This is a genomic window from Actinocrispum wychmicini (genome assembly GCF_004345645.1).
GTDB classification, from domain to species: domain Bacteria; phylum Actinomycetota; class Actinomycetes; order Mycobacteriales; family Pseudonocardiaceae; genus Kibdelosporangium; species Kibdelosporangium wychmicini.
This window is the reverse complement of record NZ_SLWS01000006.1, coordinates 236,621-254,146: the sequence shown is the minus strand read 5'-3', so window position 1 is coordinate 254,146 and position 17,526 is coordinate 236,621. Positions and strand designations below refer to the sequence as shown.

22 protein-coding genes are annotated in these 17,526 nt (G+C 61.9%); 17 read left to right on the top strand and 5 right to left on the bottom strand.

The annotated features are described in order from the left end of the window. Positions 1–28 precede the first annotated feature (28 nt). From EV192_RS27310 to EV192_RS27240, 16 genes are all read left to right on the top strand, one after another. The gene (locus EV192_RS27310; protein WP_132120330.1) at positions 29–214 is read left to right on the top strand and encodes a hypothetical protein; all 186 of its coding nucleotides are present in this window, start codon (positions 29–31) and stop codon (positions 212–214) included. 103 nt (positions 215–317) lie between these two features. Next, a complete protein-coding gene (locus EV192_RS27305; RefSeq protein ID WP_132120328.1) occupies positions 318–800 on the top strand; it encodes a hypothetical protein in 483 nt (160 codons plus the stop codon). A 470-nt stretch (positions 801–1,270) separates the two neighbouring features. Then, a complete protein-coding gene (locus tag EV192_RS57165; protein ID WP_132120326.1) occupies positions 1,271–1,846 on the top strand; it encodes a histone-like nucleoid-structuring protein Lsr2 in 576 nt (191 codons plus the stop codon). 134 nt (positions 1,847–1,980) lie between these two features. Next, complete coding sequence (locus EV192_RS27295) at positions 1,981–2,547, top strand: helix-turn-helix domain-containing protein (RefSeq protein WP_165960630.1); 567 nt, start codon at positions 1,981–1,983, stop codon at positions 2,545–2,547. A 338-nt stretch (positions 2,548–2,885) separates the two neighbouring features. Further along, positions 2,886–3,668: a RecB family exonuclease gene (locus EV192_RS27290; protein WP_132120322.1), complete on the top strand. Its 783-nt coding sequence runs from the start codon at positions 2,886–2,888 to the stop codon at positions 3,666–3,668. A gap of 213 nt (positions 3,669–3,881) precedes the next feature. Continuing rightward, a complete protein-coding gene (locus EV192_RS27285; protein ID WP_132120320.1) occupies positions 3,882–4,712 on the top strand; it encodes a BRO family protein in 831 nt (276 codons plus the stop codon). Positions 4,713–4,749: 37 nt separating this feature from the next. Further along, the gene (locus EV192_RS27280) at positions 4,750–5,526 is read left to right on the top strand and encodes a DnaB-like helicase C-terminal domain-containing protein (RefSeq protein ID WP_207926255.1); all 777 of its coding nucleotides are present in this window, start codon (positions 4,750–4,752) and stop codon (positions 5,524–5,526) included. 194 nt (positions 5,527–5,720) lie between these two features. Continuing rightward, positions 5,721–5,951: an endonuclease VII domain-containing protein gene (locus EV192_RS57445; protein ID WP_424923390.1), complete on the top strand. Its 231-nt coding sequence runs from the start codon at positions 5,721–5,723 to the stop codon at positions 5,949–5,951. Continuing rightward, positions 5,938–6,345, top strand: a complete 408-nt coding sequence (locus EV192_RS57440; protein ID WP_424923389.1) for a CHC2 zinc finger domain-containing protein — start codon at positions 5,938–5,940, stop codon at positions 6,343–6,345. The genes EV192_RS57445 and EV192_RS57440 overlap by 14 nt, the downstream gene beginning before the upstream one ends. Beyond that, positions 6,272–6,841, top strand: coding sequence for a toprim domain-containing protein (locus EV192_RS27265; protein WP_424923388.1), 570 nt, complete (start codon positions 6,272–6,274; stop codon positions 6,839–6,841). Before EV192_RS57440 ends, EV192_RS27265 begins: the two co-directional genes overlap by 74 nt. Then, on the top strand, positions 6,838–7,665 hold the full coding sequence (locus tag EV192_RS27260) for a metallophosphoesterase (protein ID WP_132120314.1): 828 nt from the start codon (positions 6,838–6,840) through the stop codon (positions 7,663–7,665). The genes EV192_RS27265 and EV192_RS27260 overlap by 4 nt, the downstream gene beginning before the upstream one ends. Next, positions 7,652–8,275, top strand: coding sequence for a hypothetical protein (locus EV192_RS27255; RefSeq protein ID WP_132120312.1), 624 nt, complete (start codon positions 7,652–7,654; stop codon positions 8,273–8,275). The genes EV192_RS27260 and EV192_RS27255 overlap by 14 nt, the downstream gene beginning before the upstream one ends. A gap of 13 nt (positions 8,276–8,288) precedes the next feature. Further along, positions 8,289–8,792, top strand: a complete 504-nt coding sequence (locus EV192_RS27250; protein WP_132120310.1) for a hypothetical protein — start codon at positions 8,289–8,291, stop codon at positions 8,790–8,792. A gap of 69 nt (positions 8,793–8,861) precedes the next feature. After that, on the top strand, positions 8,862–9,026 hold the full coding sequence (locus tag EV192_RS54060; RefSeq protein ID WP_165960629.1) for a hypothetical protein: 165 nt from the start codon (positions 8,862–8,864) through the stop codon (positions 9,024–9,026). 1 nt (position 9,027) lies between these two features. Then, positions 9,028–9,291, top strand: a complete 264-nt coding sequence (locus EV192_RS27245; protein ID WP_132120308.1) for a helix-turn-helix domain-containing protein — start codon at positions 9,028–9,030, stop codon at positions 9,289–9,291. 42 nt (positions 9,292–9,333) lie between these two features. Further along, positions 9,334–11,142, top strand: a complete 1,809-nt coding sequence (locus EV192_RS27240) for a DNA polymerase (RefSeq protein ID WP_132120306.1) — start codon at positions 9,334–9,336, stop codon at positions 11,140–11,142. Between the two features lie 305 nt (positions 11,143–11,447). On the opposite strand, the gene EV192_RS27235 is transcribed toward EV192_RS27240, so the two are convergent. The 5 genes from EV192_RS27235 to EV192_RS27215 form a co-directional block, all read right to left on the bottom strand. Beyond that, entirely contained in the window at positions 11,448–12,002 is a 555-nt protein-coding gene (locus EV192_RS27235; protein WP_132120304.1) for a non-canonical purine NTP pyrophosphatase, read from the bottom strand. 26 nt (positions 12,003–12,028) lie between these two features. Next, a complete protein-coding gene (locus tag EV192_RS27230; RefSeq protein WP_207926254.1) occupies positions 12,029–12,958 on the bottom strand; it encodes a hypothetical protein in 930 nt (309 codons plus the stop codon). Next, positions 12,955–13,557 carry an AAA family ATPase gene (locus EV192_RS27225; RefSeq protein WP_132120300.1) on the bottom strand — a complete coding sequence of 201 codons (603 nt, stop codon included), beginning with the start codon at positions 13,555–13,557 and terminating at the stop codon, positions 12,955–12,957. The genes EV192_RS27230 and EV192_RS27225 overlap by 4 nt, the downstream gene beginning before the upstream one ends. Then, positions 13,544–14,317, bottom strand: coding sequence for an amidohydrolase family protein (locus tag EV192_RS27220; protein ID WP_279494243.1), 774 nt, complete (start codon positions 14,315–14,317; stop codon positions 13,544–13,546). The genes EV192_RS27225 and EV192_RS27220 overlap by 14 nt, the downstream gene beginning before the upstream one ends. 200 nt (positions 14,318–14,517) lie before the next feature. Continuing rightward, a complete protein-coding gene (locus EV192_RS27215) occupies positions 14,518–15,201 on the bottom strand; it encodes a cytidylate kinase-like family protein (RefSeq protein WP_132120296.1) in 684 nt (227 codons plus the stop codon). A gap of 679 nt (positions 15,202–15,880) precedes the next feature. Here EV192_RS27215 and EV192_RS27210 point away from each other — a divergent pair. Next, positions 15,881–17,524, top strand: coding sequence for an NsdA family TPR-like regulatory protein (locus EV192_RS27210; RefSeq protein ID WP_132120294.1), 1,644 nt, complete (start codon positions 15,881–15,883; stop codon positions 17,522–17,524). Positions 17,525–17,526 lie beyond the last annotated feature (2 nt).

The following is a 17,526-nucleotide window of genomic DNA, read 5'->3' as shown; positions in this document are numbered from 1 at the left end:
GGTAACCGAAGAGATTCAGCATGAGTTCGTGATTGATGTGGAGATCGATGACGAGTCCGTACAGCTGTGCGAGTCAGACCCGGACGAGTTGTGCCGCTACCTGGACAACGATGGGAGTCTCTGGAACGACGCGCTTCGCTGGGAAACGGTCGAAATCTTGGAGAACGAAATCTCCGATGTCGAGATCGTTGGCCTCGATACCCCGTTGACCTAGCCGAACGACTCGCCACAGCGCGGGGCGTAGCTGATTCCGTTGGGCACGAAAGGTTTCGTGCCGTTCGGTGTCCGCTCGCGGAACAATCACAGAGAGGAAAGACATGGTGACAGTGGTGGTCTTCGAGTACGTGCCGGAGGACGGCCTTCGGAAGGTCCGCCGGACGCGGGAACTGACCAGTGCGGACGTGGAGAGGTTTGGGCCGTCGTGGGGACGGGACGCGGCCGGCCTGCTGCACGACGAGTGGATGGCCGACGATCGTGGGCCGGGCTACTACCGGGTCGTGATCCAGGAGGAACGCGGTGTCCATGTTCGGCTGCTAGCCGAGGCCGGCGAGCGGCGCGAAGACCACGCGGGCATGACCACGAACCTGATGCTGTTGGTCACCGCGGTCGGGGCGCACGCGAAGGAGCGCTACACCGTCGGCGGGTGGGATGTGGTGGTCGAGTGTTGGGGGGACCAACAGATAGTCGACGTTCTTGCCGAGGAACGTGCCGCCACTGTCGAGAAAGCGATCGTGGCGTTCGCGCCGCTGGTGTCGACGGGGACCGAGCGTCGAGCTGCTGCGGAGAACGGCGTGTTCTAGCGGGCTCCGTTCAACCGTCCAAAAAAGACACAAGCTGTACGTGATGTACGTCACGTGTTCGGTTGAACAGTTGTTCGGCGCTCCCCGATCCGCGTGGGTGGTGGTTTTTCAGGCCGTACCTTGGGAATCTGATCGTGGCGCCACGCTGTGCCGATGGCTCGATTGTGCTCCAGATGGCGGAAAGGTTTGGTCCGGCGACAGCGCAGATCTTCACAGCGGTGAAAATTTGCTGATTACTCCATTTGGAGTGATGTGACCGAAAAATGTGGCACCGGGGTATACCGGGGAGTAGACAGGATGGCCGGGAGGGATCATCGGCTCTTTTGAGGGGCGTCACAGGTGCCGCACTAGCAGATTTTCACGGCTGTGAAGATTGTGTGTTGATTCGGTGACGCACGTCCGCGGACGTGTGTTCGCCGTGCCAACTTACCGGCATTAGGAAAATCATTCACAGGAAGGTTTGAGGAAGAATGGCTACCCGGATTGTGCTCGTGGACGACCTGGACGGCAACAGCGAGGCCGACGAGACCCTGTCCTTCGCCCTGGACGGGCAGAACTTCGAGATCGACCTGACCGCCGGCAACGCCGCCCAGCTGCGGGCCTTCCTAGGAGACTTCGTGGCCGCCGCCCGCCGCGCCGGGACAAACGGCGCGGTCAAGGTCGGTGCCAAGCGCCCGGCAGACAAGCCCGGCACCGCCAGCGGGTACGGCAAGGAGACGCTCAAGCAGATCCGGGAGTGGGCGAAGGCCAACGGCATGGAGGTCTCCGACCGAGGCCGCGTCTCCGGCCTGGCGATCACCGCGTGGGAACAGAGCCGGCTGCCCACCTCACCGGCCGCCAAGGCCGTTGATACCCCAAAACCGGACGCCAGCGCGGTCACGGCGACCACGGCCAGGAAGACCGCCGCGGCCTCGATCCGCCCGGCGACCGCTCAAGCCACCAGCTCCAGCGCCGCGGCGAAGCCAGCCAGCAGCAAGACGCCGGCCGCACCCGCTCGGCGAGCAGTAGCCAAGAAGGCACCGTCCTTCTCCGCCAGGGCGAAGTAGTCCCTGACCGCAGACAGTCCCCGCAGTACACGGGATTGAGCCTTGCGGCCCGCTTAATCACACGGAGCTTAGCCTTGTCAATCCATCCTGTTGTGCACGTGCCCAGTGTTATCCTCCCCCGTGAGGTGATGCACGTGACAAACGAAAGCGTTGACTCGGAAATCCAGGCAGAGAAGAAACGGGGCCGAGGACGCCCACGGAAAACTGATCTCACGTCGGAAATCGTCGGCAAACTGCTTGCGGAAGGCTTGACTCAAACCCAGATAGCGATCGAACACAACATATCAAAGCAAACCGTAAGCGCCCTCGCGAAGGATGCGCCGAACCGGGTCAAAACGCCACGTCAGGCCGTGCAAGAAAACTTCCCGTGGCCGGACATGGCGTCTCAGTTCAAGGAGACTTCTCATTATCGACAGGTAGTTCTTCACGGCGAGTACATCGCGACCGGCGGCGAAGGAATGTCCCGAGACAAACTCGCTCGCGTTGTGTCGTTCTACAAGCGACTTCGAGATGACAATGTAGTGATAGTTTTCGATCCGGAGATACCACCATCAAGTAACAAAGCAGGGGGGTGGGGATACCTACCGCGGGAAGAGGGCGACGCCGATCTGATTCTGAGAGTTAACCGGTACACGGTGATGACAGATGAAGGGCGGGAGATTTGGCGTATGCCCGCAGTAGATCCGATTATTGACGCATGACATGTGTCAGAAGGAATACACTTGTCCAGACATCGTGTTGCAGTTCTATGTAGACCGTACTTTACCGTGATCCTGGATATGTCAGATCATGACGGCTCGGTTGAGATCCGTCGGAGCGTCCAGGTGGCAGCGGACGGGGGGACGTTTTCGCCAATTCGGAGACTACTGGAATCCTATTGCACGATCGAATTATCTAGTCATGTTGTGCGTGACCCCAGCATGCTGTTTAGACAGGCAGAACTGTCACTGGTGAGAGTGTATGAGCAATGCCCGGATCTGCCGCACGACTGTGCACAGCCACGCATTCCGAGGCAACGTCGGCCTGGAGAGAGCGCACGATGGCTGTCCAACACCGGTCGGTAAGTCAGGTCAAGGAGTACGCGGACTGTCCGTACCGGTACTACCTGCATCGTGTCGCGCGAGTGTGGCAGCGGCCGGCGGCCTGGTTGGCGCAGGGGCTGGCGGTGCACGAAGCGGCAGAATTCTGGGAGCTGTCCAATCGACAGGCCCCCGAGGATGACGTGGCGACTGCTTACCGGCAGAGCTACGAGAAGCACGTGAACCGGTTGTCCGAGGAAACGCCCAACTTCGGTTACTGGTTTCCCAGCGGTCGGTATGCCGGTAGCGAGGACATTGAACGCCGGTTCGGGCTCGGGGCAGAGCAGGTACGCCGGTATGTCGAGTACTACCGCGAGCACGCCGACGAACGGATATGGCGCACGCCGGAGGGTCGGCCGGCTGTGGAGATCGCTTTCGAGATCGACCTGGACGGCGTCCGGGTCAAAGGCTTCATCGACGGCGTAGTCAAGCATCCGACGCGCGGCATCGTGGTACGGGACATCAAGTCCGGCAGGTTGCCCGGTGATGGGTTCCAGCTCGGGACCTACGCCGAGGCGCTGCGCGCCACCTACGGCGTGCGGGTGGACTCCGGGGACTACTGGATGGGCCGCCAGGGAAAGCCGACCGTGCCGTATCCGCTGAAACCGTGGTCGCGGCAACGGCTTGTGGACACCTACGGCGCCATGGACGAAGCGGTCCGCGCGCAGCGGTTTGACCCGGACCCTGGCGAGGCGTGCCAGATGTGCCCGGTCGCGTTCGCCTGCACCTTCGCCGCGATATGACAATCCGCAGCAGGACTCCGCGGACTTCTTGATCACCAGGTGACGGCGGCTCCGGGGAGCCGCGTCCTATCACCGTCGCCCCTTGCAGATTCCGGCGCCGGACAGCGCCGGTAGCGGGGTTTCTTCTGCCACGGGCAGATTCCATCGTGACGCGTCGAGCCGAGCTGTGCCCGGACGCGTCCTGACACCGAGAATTTCAACGGAGGATGAAACGTGAGTGAGATCGAGATCTTCAACTTCGATAACACCGAGATCCGCGTGGTGCTCCAGGACAATCAGCCGTGGTTCGTCGCGGCCGAGGCGTGTCGTGTGTTGGGGTACAAGAACGGTCGCGACGCGTTAGTTAAGCACGTTCTCCCAGGTCAGAAGGGGGTGTCGCGATTCGCGACACCCTCCGGGACGCAGACGATGACCGTGATCAACGAGCCAGGGCTGTACCGGTTGATCATGCGGAGCAAGGTCGAGGGCGCGGCGCGGTTCCAGGACTGGGTGACCGCCGAGGTGTTGCCGACGATCCGTAAGACCGGGGGCGCCTACATCGCGCCGGGTTCGGCGGCTGTGCTGGATTTGAGCGACCCGGACACTGTGCTGGATAAGTTGATCGAGGTCGCGCAGATCGCGAAGTCCGAGCGGGAACAGCGGCTGGCGCTCCAGGTAGTCAACACGGAGTTGGAGGCGGCGCGGGAGGCGGACCGGCCGTTGGTGGAGTTCGGTCAGCAGGTGTGCGAGGCGGCCAACTCTTACAGCATGGAGGAGGCCGCGAAGGTACTGCGGCCGGTGACGGGCGGCTTGGGCCGCAACCACCTTCTCCAGCTGCTGGTGGACATGGCCCTGTTGATCGACCTGAAGACCGACGAGCGGCACGGGCAGACCGGGTACCGGCCGTATCAGTGGTGCGCGAACCACTTCGAGGTGCCACCGAACACGGCGTTCGTCGACGGCCGGGGTCGCAAGCATGTGGACTACCGCACTCGGGTGCGGGTGGCCAGCCTGCCGTGGCTGCGTGAGCGGATCATCAACCACCTGGCCGCAGTCGCCAGCTAAGGGCATCCGGATGCATAGTTTGTTGCAGTCTCGGCGGATGCGGGGCGCGGCCGGTGAGCCGCTTCCCGTGGTGTTCCAGACTCTGAACGACGCGGGGACCCGGTTCTTGCGGGGGCAGCTCGTGCTCGTGGCGGCCGGACCGGGGACCGGCAAGTCGGCGTTCACGCTCACTCTGGCGTTGCGGTCGCGGGCGACCTGCCTGTACTTCTCGGCCGACAGTGACGCGTTCGTTCAGCTCACCCGGTCAGTCTCGATCCTTACGGGCATGCCGCTGTCGAGTGCGGCCGAGCTGGTGCTCGGCGACCGGTTGGGCGAGGTCACGGCAGCGTTGACCGGCCTGCCGATCCGGCTGAACTACGAAGCCAGCCCGACCTTAGATCGGATCGAGACATCGATCGAAGCCTATGAAGAGGTCTACGGCGACTACCCGGACCTGATCATCGTGGACAACGTGACCAACGTGCGGTCCGGGATGGGCGAGGACGACGGGGACCCGTTCGCCGGCCTGGAGGGCCTGATGGACTACCTGCACACCATGGCCCGCAACACCGAAGCCTGTGTGATCGGCCTGCACCACGTCACCGGCCCGTACAACGACTCGGACAAGCCCATCCCGCTCAGCGGGGTGAAGGGCCAGATCGCACGTGTTCCCGAGCTGGTGCTGACCTTGCACCGCCGGATGGACGACTACGGCCCGGACACCCTTGCCGTCAGCACGGTGAAGAACCGGGGCGGTCGGATGGACGCGTCCGGATTGTCTTTTGTAGAGCTGGATTTCGACACCGACCGGATGCTGATCCGCGATCGGAGCTAACCGAAGGGAGGGAAGGAATAAGACGACAATGTAAAGACTGCCCTGCGGGTTCTCGCCGTCCGGCACCGCACCCGGGGCCGCGGTGCGCCACACACCACCGCCAGGTACTGGCGGCCCGCCGACAGGCCGCGCACGGACGGCACATCCAGGCCACCTACGGCATTACCGCCGAGCAGTACGCGGCGCTGTACACCTTGCAGGGCGGTAGGTGTGCCATCTGCCAGCGAGCAACCGGCCGAGGCAAACGCCTGGCCGTGGATCACAACCACGCCACCGGGGAAGTCCGTGGCCTGCTGTGCAAGCCGTGTAACCGTGACGTCCTCGGGCATCTGCGCGACGACGTCAGCGCGTTCGAGCGGGCCATCGTATATCTGACCGATCCGCCAGCCCGGCGGATGCTGAGCGGAAGCGATGGTCATGACTGAGCCATCGTCCTTGGCCGCGCCGATCGTGCGCGTGGTGCGGCACTACTACCCCGACTGGGAACCGCCCGAAGACCGAGGGCAGGCGTGGATCAAGTGCCTGTGCCCGTTTCACGCGGAGAGCAGGCCGTCCGCGTCGGTCAGCTACACCAAGGGCGCCATCGCTTGTCACGGCTGCGGACGCAAGGGGGACGTGATCAGTCTTATCAGGACAGAGGAGGGGTTAGCTTATGGCGCGGCTGTCGCCCGCGCGAAGGAAATCCTTGGCCGAAGCTACGAGCCGGTATCACGCGGCTCTGGCCGGAAGCCCGGCCGACGAGCATTTGGCGAACCGCGGACTCCTCGGTCCGAGCGTCGCGGAGCTGACCGCGAAGTTCCGCCTTGGATACGTCGCTGACCCACTACCCGGGCATGAGCCCTACCGGGGGATGCTTGCCATCCCGTACCTAAGGTCCACACTGGATGGACAGTGGTCGGTAGCCACCATGCGTTTTCGTTGCCTGCGCGTGGGATGCGAGCACACCGATCACGGCAAGTACATGAGCCTGCCCGGCGATCCACCACGCTTGTTCAACACGCTCGCCATCGTCGGCAACGACGACGAGATCGGCATCGCCGAGGGCGAGATCGACGCCATCACCGCCACCCTGTGCGGCATCCCCACCATCGGCATCCCCGGCGCGGACGCCTGGCGCCCGCACTTCCGGGAACCACTACTGGGCTACGCCCGAGTGTGGGTCTGGCACGACGGGGACAAGGCCGGGCGGATGTTCGCCCACAAGCTGCTCGCCGAGTTGCCCAACGCTACCGCTGTGGGCATGCCGGACGGGCAGGACGTGAACTCGCTCGTGGTCAGCCACGGGCGGGCAGCTTTACGAGAAAGGATGACGTGACACCGGGGGACTTACCCGCCCAGACCAGGCGCATCGTGGTCATCTCCGACACCCAGATCCCCTACGAACACCGGCCCGCAGTCGCGGGCCTGATTCGGTTCATCGGGGACTACCAACCTGACGAGGTCGTGCACATCGGCGACCTCATGGACTACCCACAACCCTCGCGCTGGTCCAAGGGCTCGGCGGCCGAGTACGAAGGGTCGGTCTTCGCGGACTCGGACTACGCCAAGAAGAACTTCTTACATCCATTGAGGGACGCCTACAGCGGCCCGGTCGGGGTGATCGAGGGTAACCACGACCTTAGGCCGCGGACCTACCTGGCTAAGTACGCGCCCGCGCTAGCCGATTCCGGCGCGTTCACCCTGCCATCGCTGTTGGACTTCGACGGGTTCGGCATCCGGCTGTTGCCGGACTTCTATGACGTGGCTCCGGGCTGGGTGATGACCCATGGCCACCTCGGCAAGATCGCGCTAAGCCAGGTCGCCGGCAACACCGCACTGGGGGCGGCGAAACGGTTCGGGCGCAGCGTGGTCATGGGCCACACCCACCGGTTAGGGATCGGGCACCACGCCACGGGATACGACGGCCGAGTCAGCCGGACGCTGACCGGGTTCGAGGTTGGGCACCTGATGGATACCCGGAAAGCCGGTTACCTCAACGGCGCTACCGCCAACTGGCAGATGGGTTTCGGCATCGTGCACGCCACCGACAAGCACGTACAAGTCAATGCCATCGCGATCAGCAACCGGTTTGTAGTGGACGGCCGTGTTTATCCACTTCGGATCAAACCAGGGGGAACACACAGACGTGACGCAGCCTGACCTGACCGAGATCTACCCAGACATTGAGAAAGCGGCACGCATCACCGCGTCCGCCTGGCAAGGCACCATCGACATCGACGACGCGATCCAGGAAATCAGCTTGGCCCTACTGGCTGACAACTACGTCGAGAACGTCATCGCGATGGACCCGGCCGCCCGGCGCACGGTGCTCCGCAAGATCGGCCAGCACATCGCCGCGCACTACCGCACCGAGTATGAGCTGTTCAGCGGTCACTACCGCTACGGCCCGGGTGAGGTCCGCGGCCTGCTGCATCGCGGGGCACTGCACGACGATCCCCGCGACAGCTTCGACGCGGGTACGGCCGACCTCCGCGCCGCGTGGCCAGCACTCAACAAGCGCTACCAGGCCGCGCTCACCGCCCGGTTTCTGAACGGCCAGGAGCCCGGCGACGGCGCCGAACGTATGCGGATCACCCGCGCCATCGACACGCTCACCGAGTTGATGAACCGCAACGTGCGTTCCCAGGCCGCACCCGGCCATGACGGGCCTGGTGCCCGGCAGGCGATGTCCAACGGCCGTGCCGCGTGGGTCACCCGCCGTGATGCCCAACAACGTCTCCGTGCCCTTCCGTCCATCGACGTCCTGTGAAGGAGATCCCTGAATGACCTTTGATCCATTCGCCGAACACGACGCACCCGATCAACCCCACGACCGTCCGCAGGACGACACCACCACGGTCACCACGACGGCGGTCACGGCGGCCGGTGAGCACAAGGTCCGGGTCACGCTCAAGGCCGGGGCCGGGTACGACGCGCCGTGGATCACCATCGACGGCACCGACGTACACGACGCCGCAGACCAGCTCGGCGACACCGACGCCGTGAAGCAGCTCGTCGAGCTGACCGTCAGCGCCGCGAAGTTCTTACATCGCAGCTATGGCCCGGCCCAACAGCGCAGCTCGGGCGGTTCCAGCTCCAGTTCCGGCCAGCGACAGGCCGGTAAGCCTGTCGGGGCTAACGAGGCCCCGAACGGGGAAAAGCGGTACTGCGAACACGGACAACGGCGCTACACGTCCGGGTTCTCCGAGAAGACCGGCAAGAACTGGGGTGCGTTCGACTGCCCGGAGAAGGTATGCGACCGCGAGTGGGCCAACAACCGGAAGTAGACACGAATGTCGAGATTAGACGCTTCGGGGCGGGTAACCCCCGCCCCACCAAGGGGGACCAGCACACGCATGTACGAAGTCGAAGTGTTCTTTCACCGGGGCGAGAAGATGCATCACATCAACGCCCAGATCGAAGAGTTCGCCGATGTGCTCGTCGTCCGGCTCGACACCGCCACCAAGGTTGTCATCCCACTGAACTCGATCTCCTACTACTCCGTCACCGAGGTGGACTGACATGGCCCTGGTCGCGGAATCCCACCCCAGCGAGATCATCGCCGACCTGCGCCGCCAACTCGAAGACCTACGCGCCAAGTACGCGGCCGTACGGGCCCACCAGTCGACCCAGGCCGGGAACAACGGCCGGAAGCTTACGGCGGACCAGGTGGCTCAGATTCGAGAACTGGCCGAGCGCGGCGAGACCCAGGCCGACATCGGCGCCGAGTTCGGCATCAACGCCGCCACGGTGTCCCGGATCGTCCGCCACATCTACCACCCCTAACCGACTCGCCGGCCGCTGCCGACAAGGCAGGGAGAGAGGTGGATGCAACAACACCACCACACCGTGGCCGGAGACCAGGTCACGATCAACGTCGTCCAAGGTGACGACGACCTCAGCGGGTTCCGGGACTTCGTCCGCCGGCACCTTAGGGCACTCGCGGTCGACACCGAGACCACCGGCCTGGACATCTACAGCGCCACGCACAAGCTCAGGCTCGTACAGTTCGGTACGCCCCGCGAAGCGTGGGTGCTGCCCGTCGAGCGTGGCGGGCAGATCCAGGAAGACGCTCGCCGCGCGCTTCGCGGCCTCGGGCGGCTCGTCATCCACAACGCCCCGTATGACCTGCAAGTCATTGAGCGCCATCTGGGCATCCCTATGGAAGAGCTGTGGCCCAAGGTCCGGGACACCAAGATCCTGGCGCATCTGGTTGACCCTCGGGGCCAGGACGAAGGCGGCATTGGTCACGGCCTGGAAGCCCTCACTCGCCACCACATCGATCCCGAAGTGGCCGACGGGGTTAAGGGTCTGATGGCCAGGCTGGCTAAGGAATACAAGACCACTAAGGCCCGGATCTGGTCCAAGGTGGACATCAAGGACCTTGAGTACACCCTGTACGCCGGGATGGACACCATCCTGACCGCCCGGCTGGCTCAACTCCTCGCACCGCTCGTGCCGCACTCGGCCCGGCCGCTCATCGACTTCGAGCACCGGATCGCGGAGGTCTGCTCTTACATGGAGCGGACGGGGTTTCTGCTGGACGTCGACTACACGATGGAGTTGTCCGCCCGGCTGGCCGGGGAGGAGATGGCCGCGACCGAGATCGCGAAGCGGTTCGGCTGCGACAACGTCAACTCCACCGAACAAGTCGCGGACATCCTGGAACACCGCGGAGTCGAGATCACCGGCCGGACACCGACCGGCAGGCGACAGGTCGACAAGACACTGTTGGCCACCCTGGCCGCACAGGGCGATGAGTTCGCCCTGGCAGTCCAGGACGCCAAGAAGGCCCGCAAATGGCGCACCACCTGGGTGGACGGATTCCTGGCCGGCATGGACCCGGCCGGACGGTGCCACGCCTCGATCAACAGCCTCCGAGCACGCACTGCCCGGATGAGCATCACCGGCATCCCAGCGCAGACCCTGCCCGCCGGGGACTACCTGATCCGCAGGTGCTTCGTGGCCGAGGACGGCCATCGCGTCGCCTCGGTGGACTACAAAGGCCAGGAGCTCAGGGTCTTAGCGGCATTGTCCGGGGATCGGACGATGATCAAGGCGTTCGCCGAGGACGCCAACCTTCACCTGCTCACCGCGAGGGCCGCGTTCGGCCCCGAGGTGCTTAAGGACACTAAGGAGTACAAGGCCGGCAAGATGACCAACTTCGCCCGCGTGTTCGGCGGCGGCGCGAAGACCGTCAGCGAACAAGCCGGGATTCCCTTAGCTACCGCTAAGGCCGTGGTGGAGGCGTTCGACAAGCGCTACCCAGGTGTCGGTGCCCGCTCCCGCAAGCTCCAGCACACCGCCGCTCGGCACGGGTACATCACCACACCGACCGGCAGACGGCTACCGGTCGACCCGGCCCGCGCCTACTCGGCACTCAACTACGAAATCCAATCCACCAGCCGCGACGTCACCTGCCGCGGACTGCTCCGCCTCCACAAAGCCGGATACACGCCCTACCTTCGGCTACCCATCCACGACGAAGTGATCGCGTCGCTCCCCGAGCGGCACGCGGAGAGGGGCGCTCGCGACATCGCCCGCCTGATGGCAGAGCGCATGGGGGCGGTCCACATCGACACCGACCACGAGATCGGCCTGCGCAGTTGGGGATCGCTGTACGGAGCCGACTACTGACGAAGGAGACGATGAACCACAAGCGTCCGGTAGCGGTGATCTCGTTTTTCACCGCTGTGCCCGTCGTCTTGAAGCTCTTGGGCCAACTTGACTGGTCCTGGTGGGGCGTACTGGCCCCACTCTGAGCGCCTCCGGGGATCATCGTCCTCGCGGTGATCGTGATTCTGTTGCTGTTCGACATCGACGAGTAGCGTCCTGAACAACGAAGGCCCCGCCGGCTCAGTCGAGCTGGCGGGGCCTTCGTCATGTTGCGCTCACTTGGCGGGTGCGCGCCCTCAGCCGTTTGTCGAGGGTGCGCTGAAGAGTCAGGACGTCCCGATGCCGAGAGCGCTCTTCATGTTGTCGACAGCCAGACGACGATGTGAGACATCGTTCTTCTGCTCGCTCGACATCTCGGCGAACGTCAGATCGAGCCCGTCCGGGCGGAAGATCGAGTCATAGCCGAAACCACCTTCGCCCAGTCGCTCCGTGGTCAGCTCGCCGTCCAGGTGCCCAGTGAACACCTGGACCCCGTCGGCGTCGGCGTAGCCGAGTGCTGTGGTGACGCTCGCACGGCGATCGGTGACGGTTGTAGCCATTGCCAAGATGCCCTCGGGTCCGATGGCTTCGAGGAACCAGGCGACCAGTGCGCCGGGAAGACCGTTCCACGCCTTCAGCGTGAGTCCGGTGTCGTCGACCAGCACAGGCCGCTGGATCTTCGAGTAGGCGTCGGCGGCCTTCCGCCGCACGACCTCGACGACGTCCAGTTGCTGGATCTCGATGAGGTCCGCCTTGATGGGGGTCACGTCTATGCCCAGTAGGCTTGCGTACTCTCTGGCCTTACCCTCGTTGCCCGTGATGAGCGCAATGCTGTCAATCACCAAATCAACCTTTCGTGCAGATATTCTCAGAGGATCTTGAGCCAATGATTTACAAAGTTGCTCAAGCGGATAACGGGTCGGCCTTCGAGCGTCAGAAGGCTACCACGTACGGTCACCTGGTCGCCGTCCCGTACCGGGGTACTGAACTTCCACCAGAATGTGTAGATGTCCCGCATTCCATGGTCCGTGTGAAGCGTGAATCGCCGAGGGAACATATTACTGTCGTCAGCATGCGTGACACGGCCGGACATCACAACGTCCCTGCAACTTTCACTCGATCGGCCGACCAATCCAATCGGAATCAAGATCTTCGGATCGCGGAATCGGATTGTCGTTACAACATCTTCAGTTAGTTGCAAACCAGACCAGCGGCGCGAGATAATCGCCTCAAGCGAGTTCTCCGAGTTTCGAAAAACCTTCTCGTATCGCACGCTCTGTCGACGCTGCCGCTCCACAGAGACTGGCGCGAAACCCAAGTCGTCCCGAATCTGGGGTAGCCGCTTCCGAAGAACGCCTACCTCGTCTTGACCCTGGATTACGAAGTCAACATCTTTTCGAACTTTCCCTGAGGGCGTCAGGTGCAGCCCAAACATTGCCGATCCGAAAATGCCAACACTGTTGATCCCGAATATGTCGACCAGCTTGCCGTACAGATCGAACCAGATCGTGCCTCCGAATGTGCTGCTCTTCAGGTGAGCGGACTCGATGGGCTCGTGGTGTTCGAGGACGTCGGCCGTCGGCAGAAGCTCGTATACGTCCATGGCGTCTTCCGGTAGACGCTCGTCTTCGATGAAGTTCTTTCTGTATCGCACACCTTTGTATGACCTATCGCCATCGTCGCTCGGCGAGTACACGTTGTAACCGAGGAGCATGCCTGGCTCGTTCAGATTTCCTACCACTCGACAGATGCGGCCGTCCTTGAGAACGACATGATCCAGGTCGTGGAACGCGGTCACACCGGGACCCATTGCCGACTCCACTCTTGTTCGGTGATGACTGGTATGTGTTGGCTTTCCGCGTCGTCGATCAGGAAGTCCTGAATGAGCATCATCACGTCGACATGGTCAGACCACTGCTTCTTTGGCGCGTTCGAGACGCGGCGCGATTCCTTGCTTGCGATTCGCCGTAAAAGCTCCGCCGCGGAGTCGACCGCCAGTAGCCTGGGGGACACCTGTGCGTTTGGGCAGCCGTCTCGTAACTCGTTGATGACAGCGCTGTGGAAGTGCGCGCCTTCCATGACCGCGTCGAGACCGTCTTTCACGACCTTTGCCGCGACGGCCTTAACTCCGGGCAAGACGTGCTGTACATGATCGAGGAAACCGCGTTCTACATTGCTTCGCGTTGGTGGCCCAAACAGCTGCCACGCATCGTGTGTCACCATTGCCAGGGCCGGAGCCTCATTGCGCGGCACGTACATTCGTTGCACTTCACGAACGTAGTCCGTGGTGATCACCGTCCTGATTCCTCGCTGGTGCGCCAGGTTGATGGCCATAGTCGACTTGCCAACACACGGAATTCCGTACAGAACCTCCAGATTGACTTTATGAAGCTCCATAGCGATACTTTCTGCTGTCGGCGATCACGGCTTCGAGCTGTTCGTCCTTGAGCTGCGCCTTTCTTAGTTCCGTCTCGATATCCGTGCCGAAAAGCAGCGGATCGTCGGTGTTAATCGAGACAGGGATTCCGAGCTGTAAGGCGCGGCTAGCCGGGCTTTCCAGATCCCAGTCGGCGACTCCGAGTTTGGTGTTGCTGGTTGGGCACATGTCCAAGCAGATGTCATTGGCCTTGACAAAGTCCACTAGCCACTGGTCGTCGAGCAGGAGCACACCGTGTCCGACCCGGTTAGGGGTAAGACGTGACACGACATAGCGCGATACATCGTTGTGGAACAGCTCGCCCAGGTGCACATTGATCTTGAGGCCGTTGGCTTGAAGGTCCAACAGTTCGCTCAGGTGGTGCTCGAACTTCGGAAGGTCCTCGGGGAGGAAGTTCAGATCGAGGCCCGCGAGACGGTCCACCAGCTCGCCGTCATTGCGCAGGGTGGCAAAGATAGTTTCCAACTGGTCCGGCGATTTCGTGAAGTTGATTCCCGCGAGAAACGCGACGGACAGATCCTTCCTGCCGCTCAGTTCATCTTTGAACACGTCAAGACCGTCCCGCACTGATCGCATCCATCTCCACCGTCCGACAGACGGCCCTATGCGAAGGTCCACGTGTTCAACGCGAGAGGCTGCCAAGTCGTCCAACATGCGCTGGACGACTCCGCGGAAAGTCGCCTCACTGAAGATGCGTTCGTTGTCTGTGAACCTCAACACCTGGCGCCACAGCAAGTTGAGACGCGCGGGAGGTGTCGCGGTTCGATACGTGGACGTAGCGTAAATGCTGTGGATGTGATGTAGCTGGTACGGCTTAAAATAGGCCAACGCTCGAAGAGCAGACTCGAAGTGGCAGTGAAGCAGGCTGTAAATGGTGACCTCCTGGTGCAGAGCGTGACACGTATTACGGTCGTCGCACGTCAGGCGGCAACGCCTAAAACCTCTCCCGGGTATCGCCGGCAGGTTGCTTGCAGGCCGACCCTGTCACGGCCCAACAAAGACGTCGCGACGGAAAGGACCACAGGGGCAAACGATTCAATTCCGGTAGCCGCGGCTTCTTCCGTGGCCTCCGGAATTAGATGGCTGTTACACAGGATCGCGTCGTATCGACTACGGTCGCGAAACAAGTCGAAGCCGTGCCGCCGTTGAAAGATCTCGCGGTTATAGATGTCCTTGTTGTGGATCAACTGCCTACACTGTTCTTCGTTGAACCGGTTCGCCCTTTCGGAAACCACACACTTTCGCGCCCGCGAGGCGATATCGGACTCAATCCATATTCGCACCAATGGGGCAGGGCCGATCCACGCGAGTGCCCACGTATCAAAGACAGTTCGCTGCCGTGTGCGAACCATTTCGAGGAGTCTGTTCTCCAGTTCCGTGTCTACAGCCTCGTCATCTCGGGCAGAATGAATCTCATCCAAATGGGTAAACCAAATCTGGTCTCCAGAGTCGGCGATACCCAAGATCTCCAAGAGGATATCGGTCGCTGAGACGTAGTCGTACCCCAGATCTTCCGCCAACAGGCGGGAGTGTGTCGTCTTTCCCGCAGCCGTCAGGCCGGCGAAAGCGATATTCGTCTTGAACTCCACCCCGCTCGAATCCATGGCGCCACCATCCCGACTATTGCGAAGCCGTTTACGGCCGTCGTCGAACCTCTCTACAATCGCTGGATGCCGTCTCGGAGGCGATGCATTAGAACGAACGTTGGACGGCCTTGGTCGTCGTAAAATAGATCGCCAGCGACGATAGGTAGATACCGGGTCAACTCCGTCGATCCATCTATTTTGGGTGCAGGTGTGACCGTTGCGTAGGACTCAGTTCGTTTAGATCGCTGCACGCTGGCGGACTCGGCAGGATCTCAACATGCCGAGTATCTCTACCCGGCGGCGGCAGTCCCAGAACTGCTCGAACCGTCCAGTCTGGATCTCCCAAATAGGACCACGCCACAAAGGCGGGCATAAATGGGTCGTCGTCGTAGAGTGTCGGCGCACGATACGCAATGGCCTCACGCTTTTCAGTGTCGGAAAATATTGCGACGACGTCCGACATTGCTTCCCACCGTTTCGTCGCTGCCCAGATCTGACGGGCGGAATTTGGTGCCGACGACCAGAAGTTCCAGCCTCGTTCGGCGAGCATGTCTAGGAGTAGCTGAATTCCGATGCTGGTGGTCATGACTATTCTCGAACCCACTTCGCTGTTGCGGTGTCGCTCAACCGTCGCTCGGTTGATCTTTGGCTAGGTACGCAAGTTTCTCGGAGGTTCGCCACTCGGCATACGGCACGGATGCATACCTTGCGCGTACATATGCATGCATACATATTGTGGCTTCGAGCACCGCAGCTGTCTGAGTACACTCTGTACGTCGGCGAGCTACAGAGGGCGACTTTGATGACGACGAAGACGGCGAGGCGGCAGTGCCGGGGATGCAGCTCAAGGTTGGCGGCTGACAACCGGTCTGCGCTGTGTGTCCGATGCGTCCGACGCCGGCACATGGCAACCGCGCCAGTCCTTCCGGACTCCTTCTGGGATGTGGAGGAGCTGTACGCGGCGTTCGCTACGCGCGACTTCGGCCGCGTGCTGCGTGCCTATAGGAGGGCCTGCGGGCCAGACGTGAGGCAGTCTGACGTAGCTCGTTGGTTGGGCATCACCCAGGGGCAAGTCAGCCGGATCGAGCGCCGCCACTCACTCGCGGATGACCTTGTAAAGGTCGACGGATGGGCCAAGGCCCTGCATATACCACAGCGCTGCCTGTGGTTCACTCTTACCATCGAATCTCACGATGCATATCAGTCTGTTGACGATGACCCTATTCTGCCGTCATCCCATCGCGAAGAAGGAGATGAAGTGCGGCGTAGGGGATTCCTCAAGGTAGTGACTACGACAGGTGTGGGTGTCGTTGGTGGATCGCTTTTGACTGGTAGCGAAAGTCGACGTCAGGCTACGGCGTCGCCAAACACTGTCGGTAACGCGGACGTCGAGATCGTTCGGGAGATGACAAAGGCTTTTCGGACTATCGACAACCGTCACGGCGGTGGACATGGCCATGTCAGGGCCGCGGCACGGTCATATCTAGAATCGACGGCGGAGCCTCTACTTCGTAACGGCCGGGGTCGATCTAAAACAGAAGCCCAGTTGCTGTGCGCGTCGGCTGAGCTGTACCAATTGGCAGGCTGGATGTCCTATGACACAGGGCACCTGGCAGACGGCGCATCCTATCTCAGAAAGGCCCTTCGGTTGTGCAACGATGCCCAGGACGATGCACTGACTGCCGAAATGCAGGCGGCGATGAGTCATCACGCGGCCTTCTTTAGCCAGACCAACGAGTTTCTAAGTCCGAACATCAAGGCCCAGGACCGTGTCCACGGGGCGGGCTCGGCTGTGGATCTCGCAATGGCTGCCCGTCAAAGTGCGAAGCGGTCGGGTCTGTGGGCACTCCAGTCAGAAACGGCAGCAATGGAAGCTCATGGTCTGGCTCTACAGAAAGACAGAAAAGGCAGTATAAGCGCACTGAGGGATGCTGAGAACCACTTCAGCCGTATCGCTGGCCAGGAATCCCCGGCATGGTTGGGCTACTTCGATGCCGCATACCTATCGGCAAAATTTGCTCATACTCTCCGGGATCTGGGATTGACCCGCGATGCGGAAGGATTTGCTCGGCGGTCCCTGGAGATGAACGACGGCTATGAACGGGGCCGACTGTTCAACACTATTTTGCTCGCATCGATCGTGGCCGAACAAGGCCGTGTTGAAGAGGCGTGCTTCATAGGGGAACAAGCTGTTCAGATGGCCGAATCGGTTCGATCTGTTCGGGTAATCTATAATCTAGCTGACTTGGGACAGCGCCTTGCAGAGCACCGGAACAGTGACATCGTTCAAACCCTGTTCCGCAAGATGTCGGACCGTGGAATTCCAACTCCCACGTCGTAACG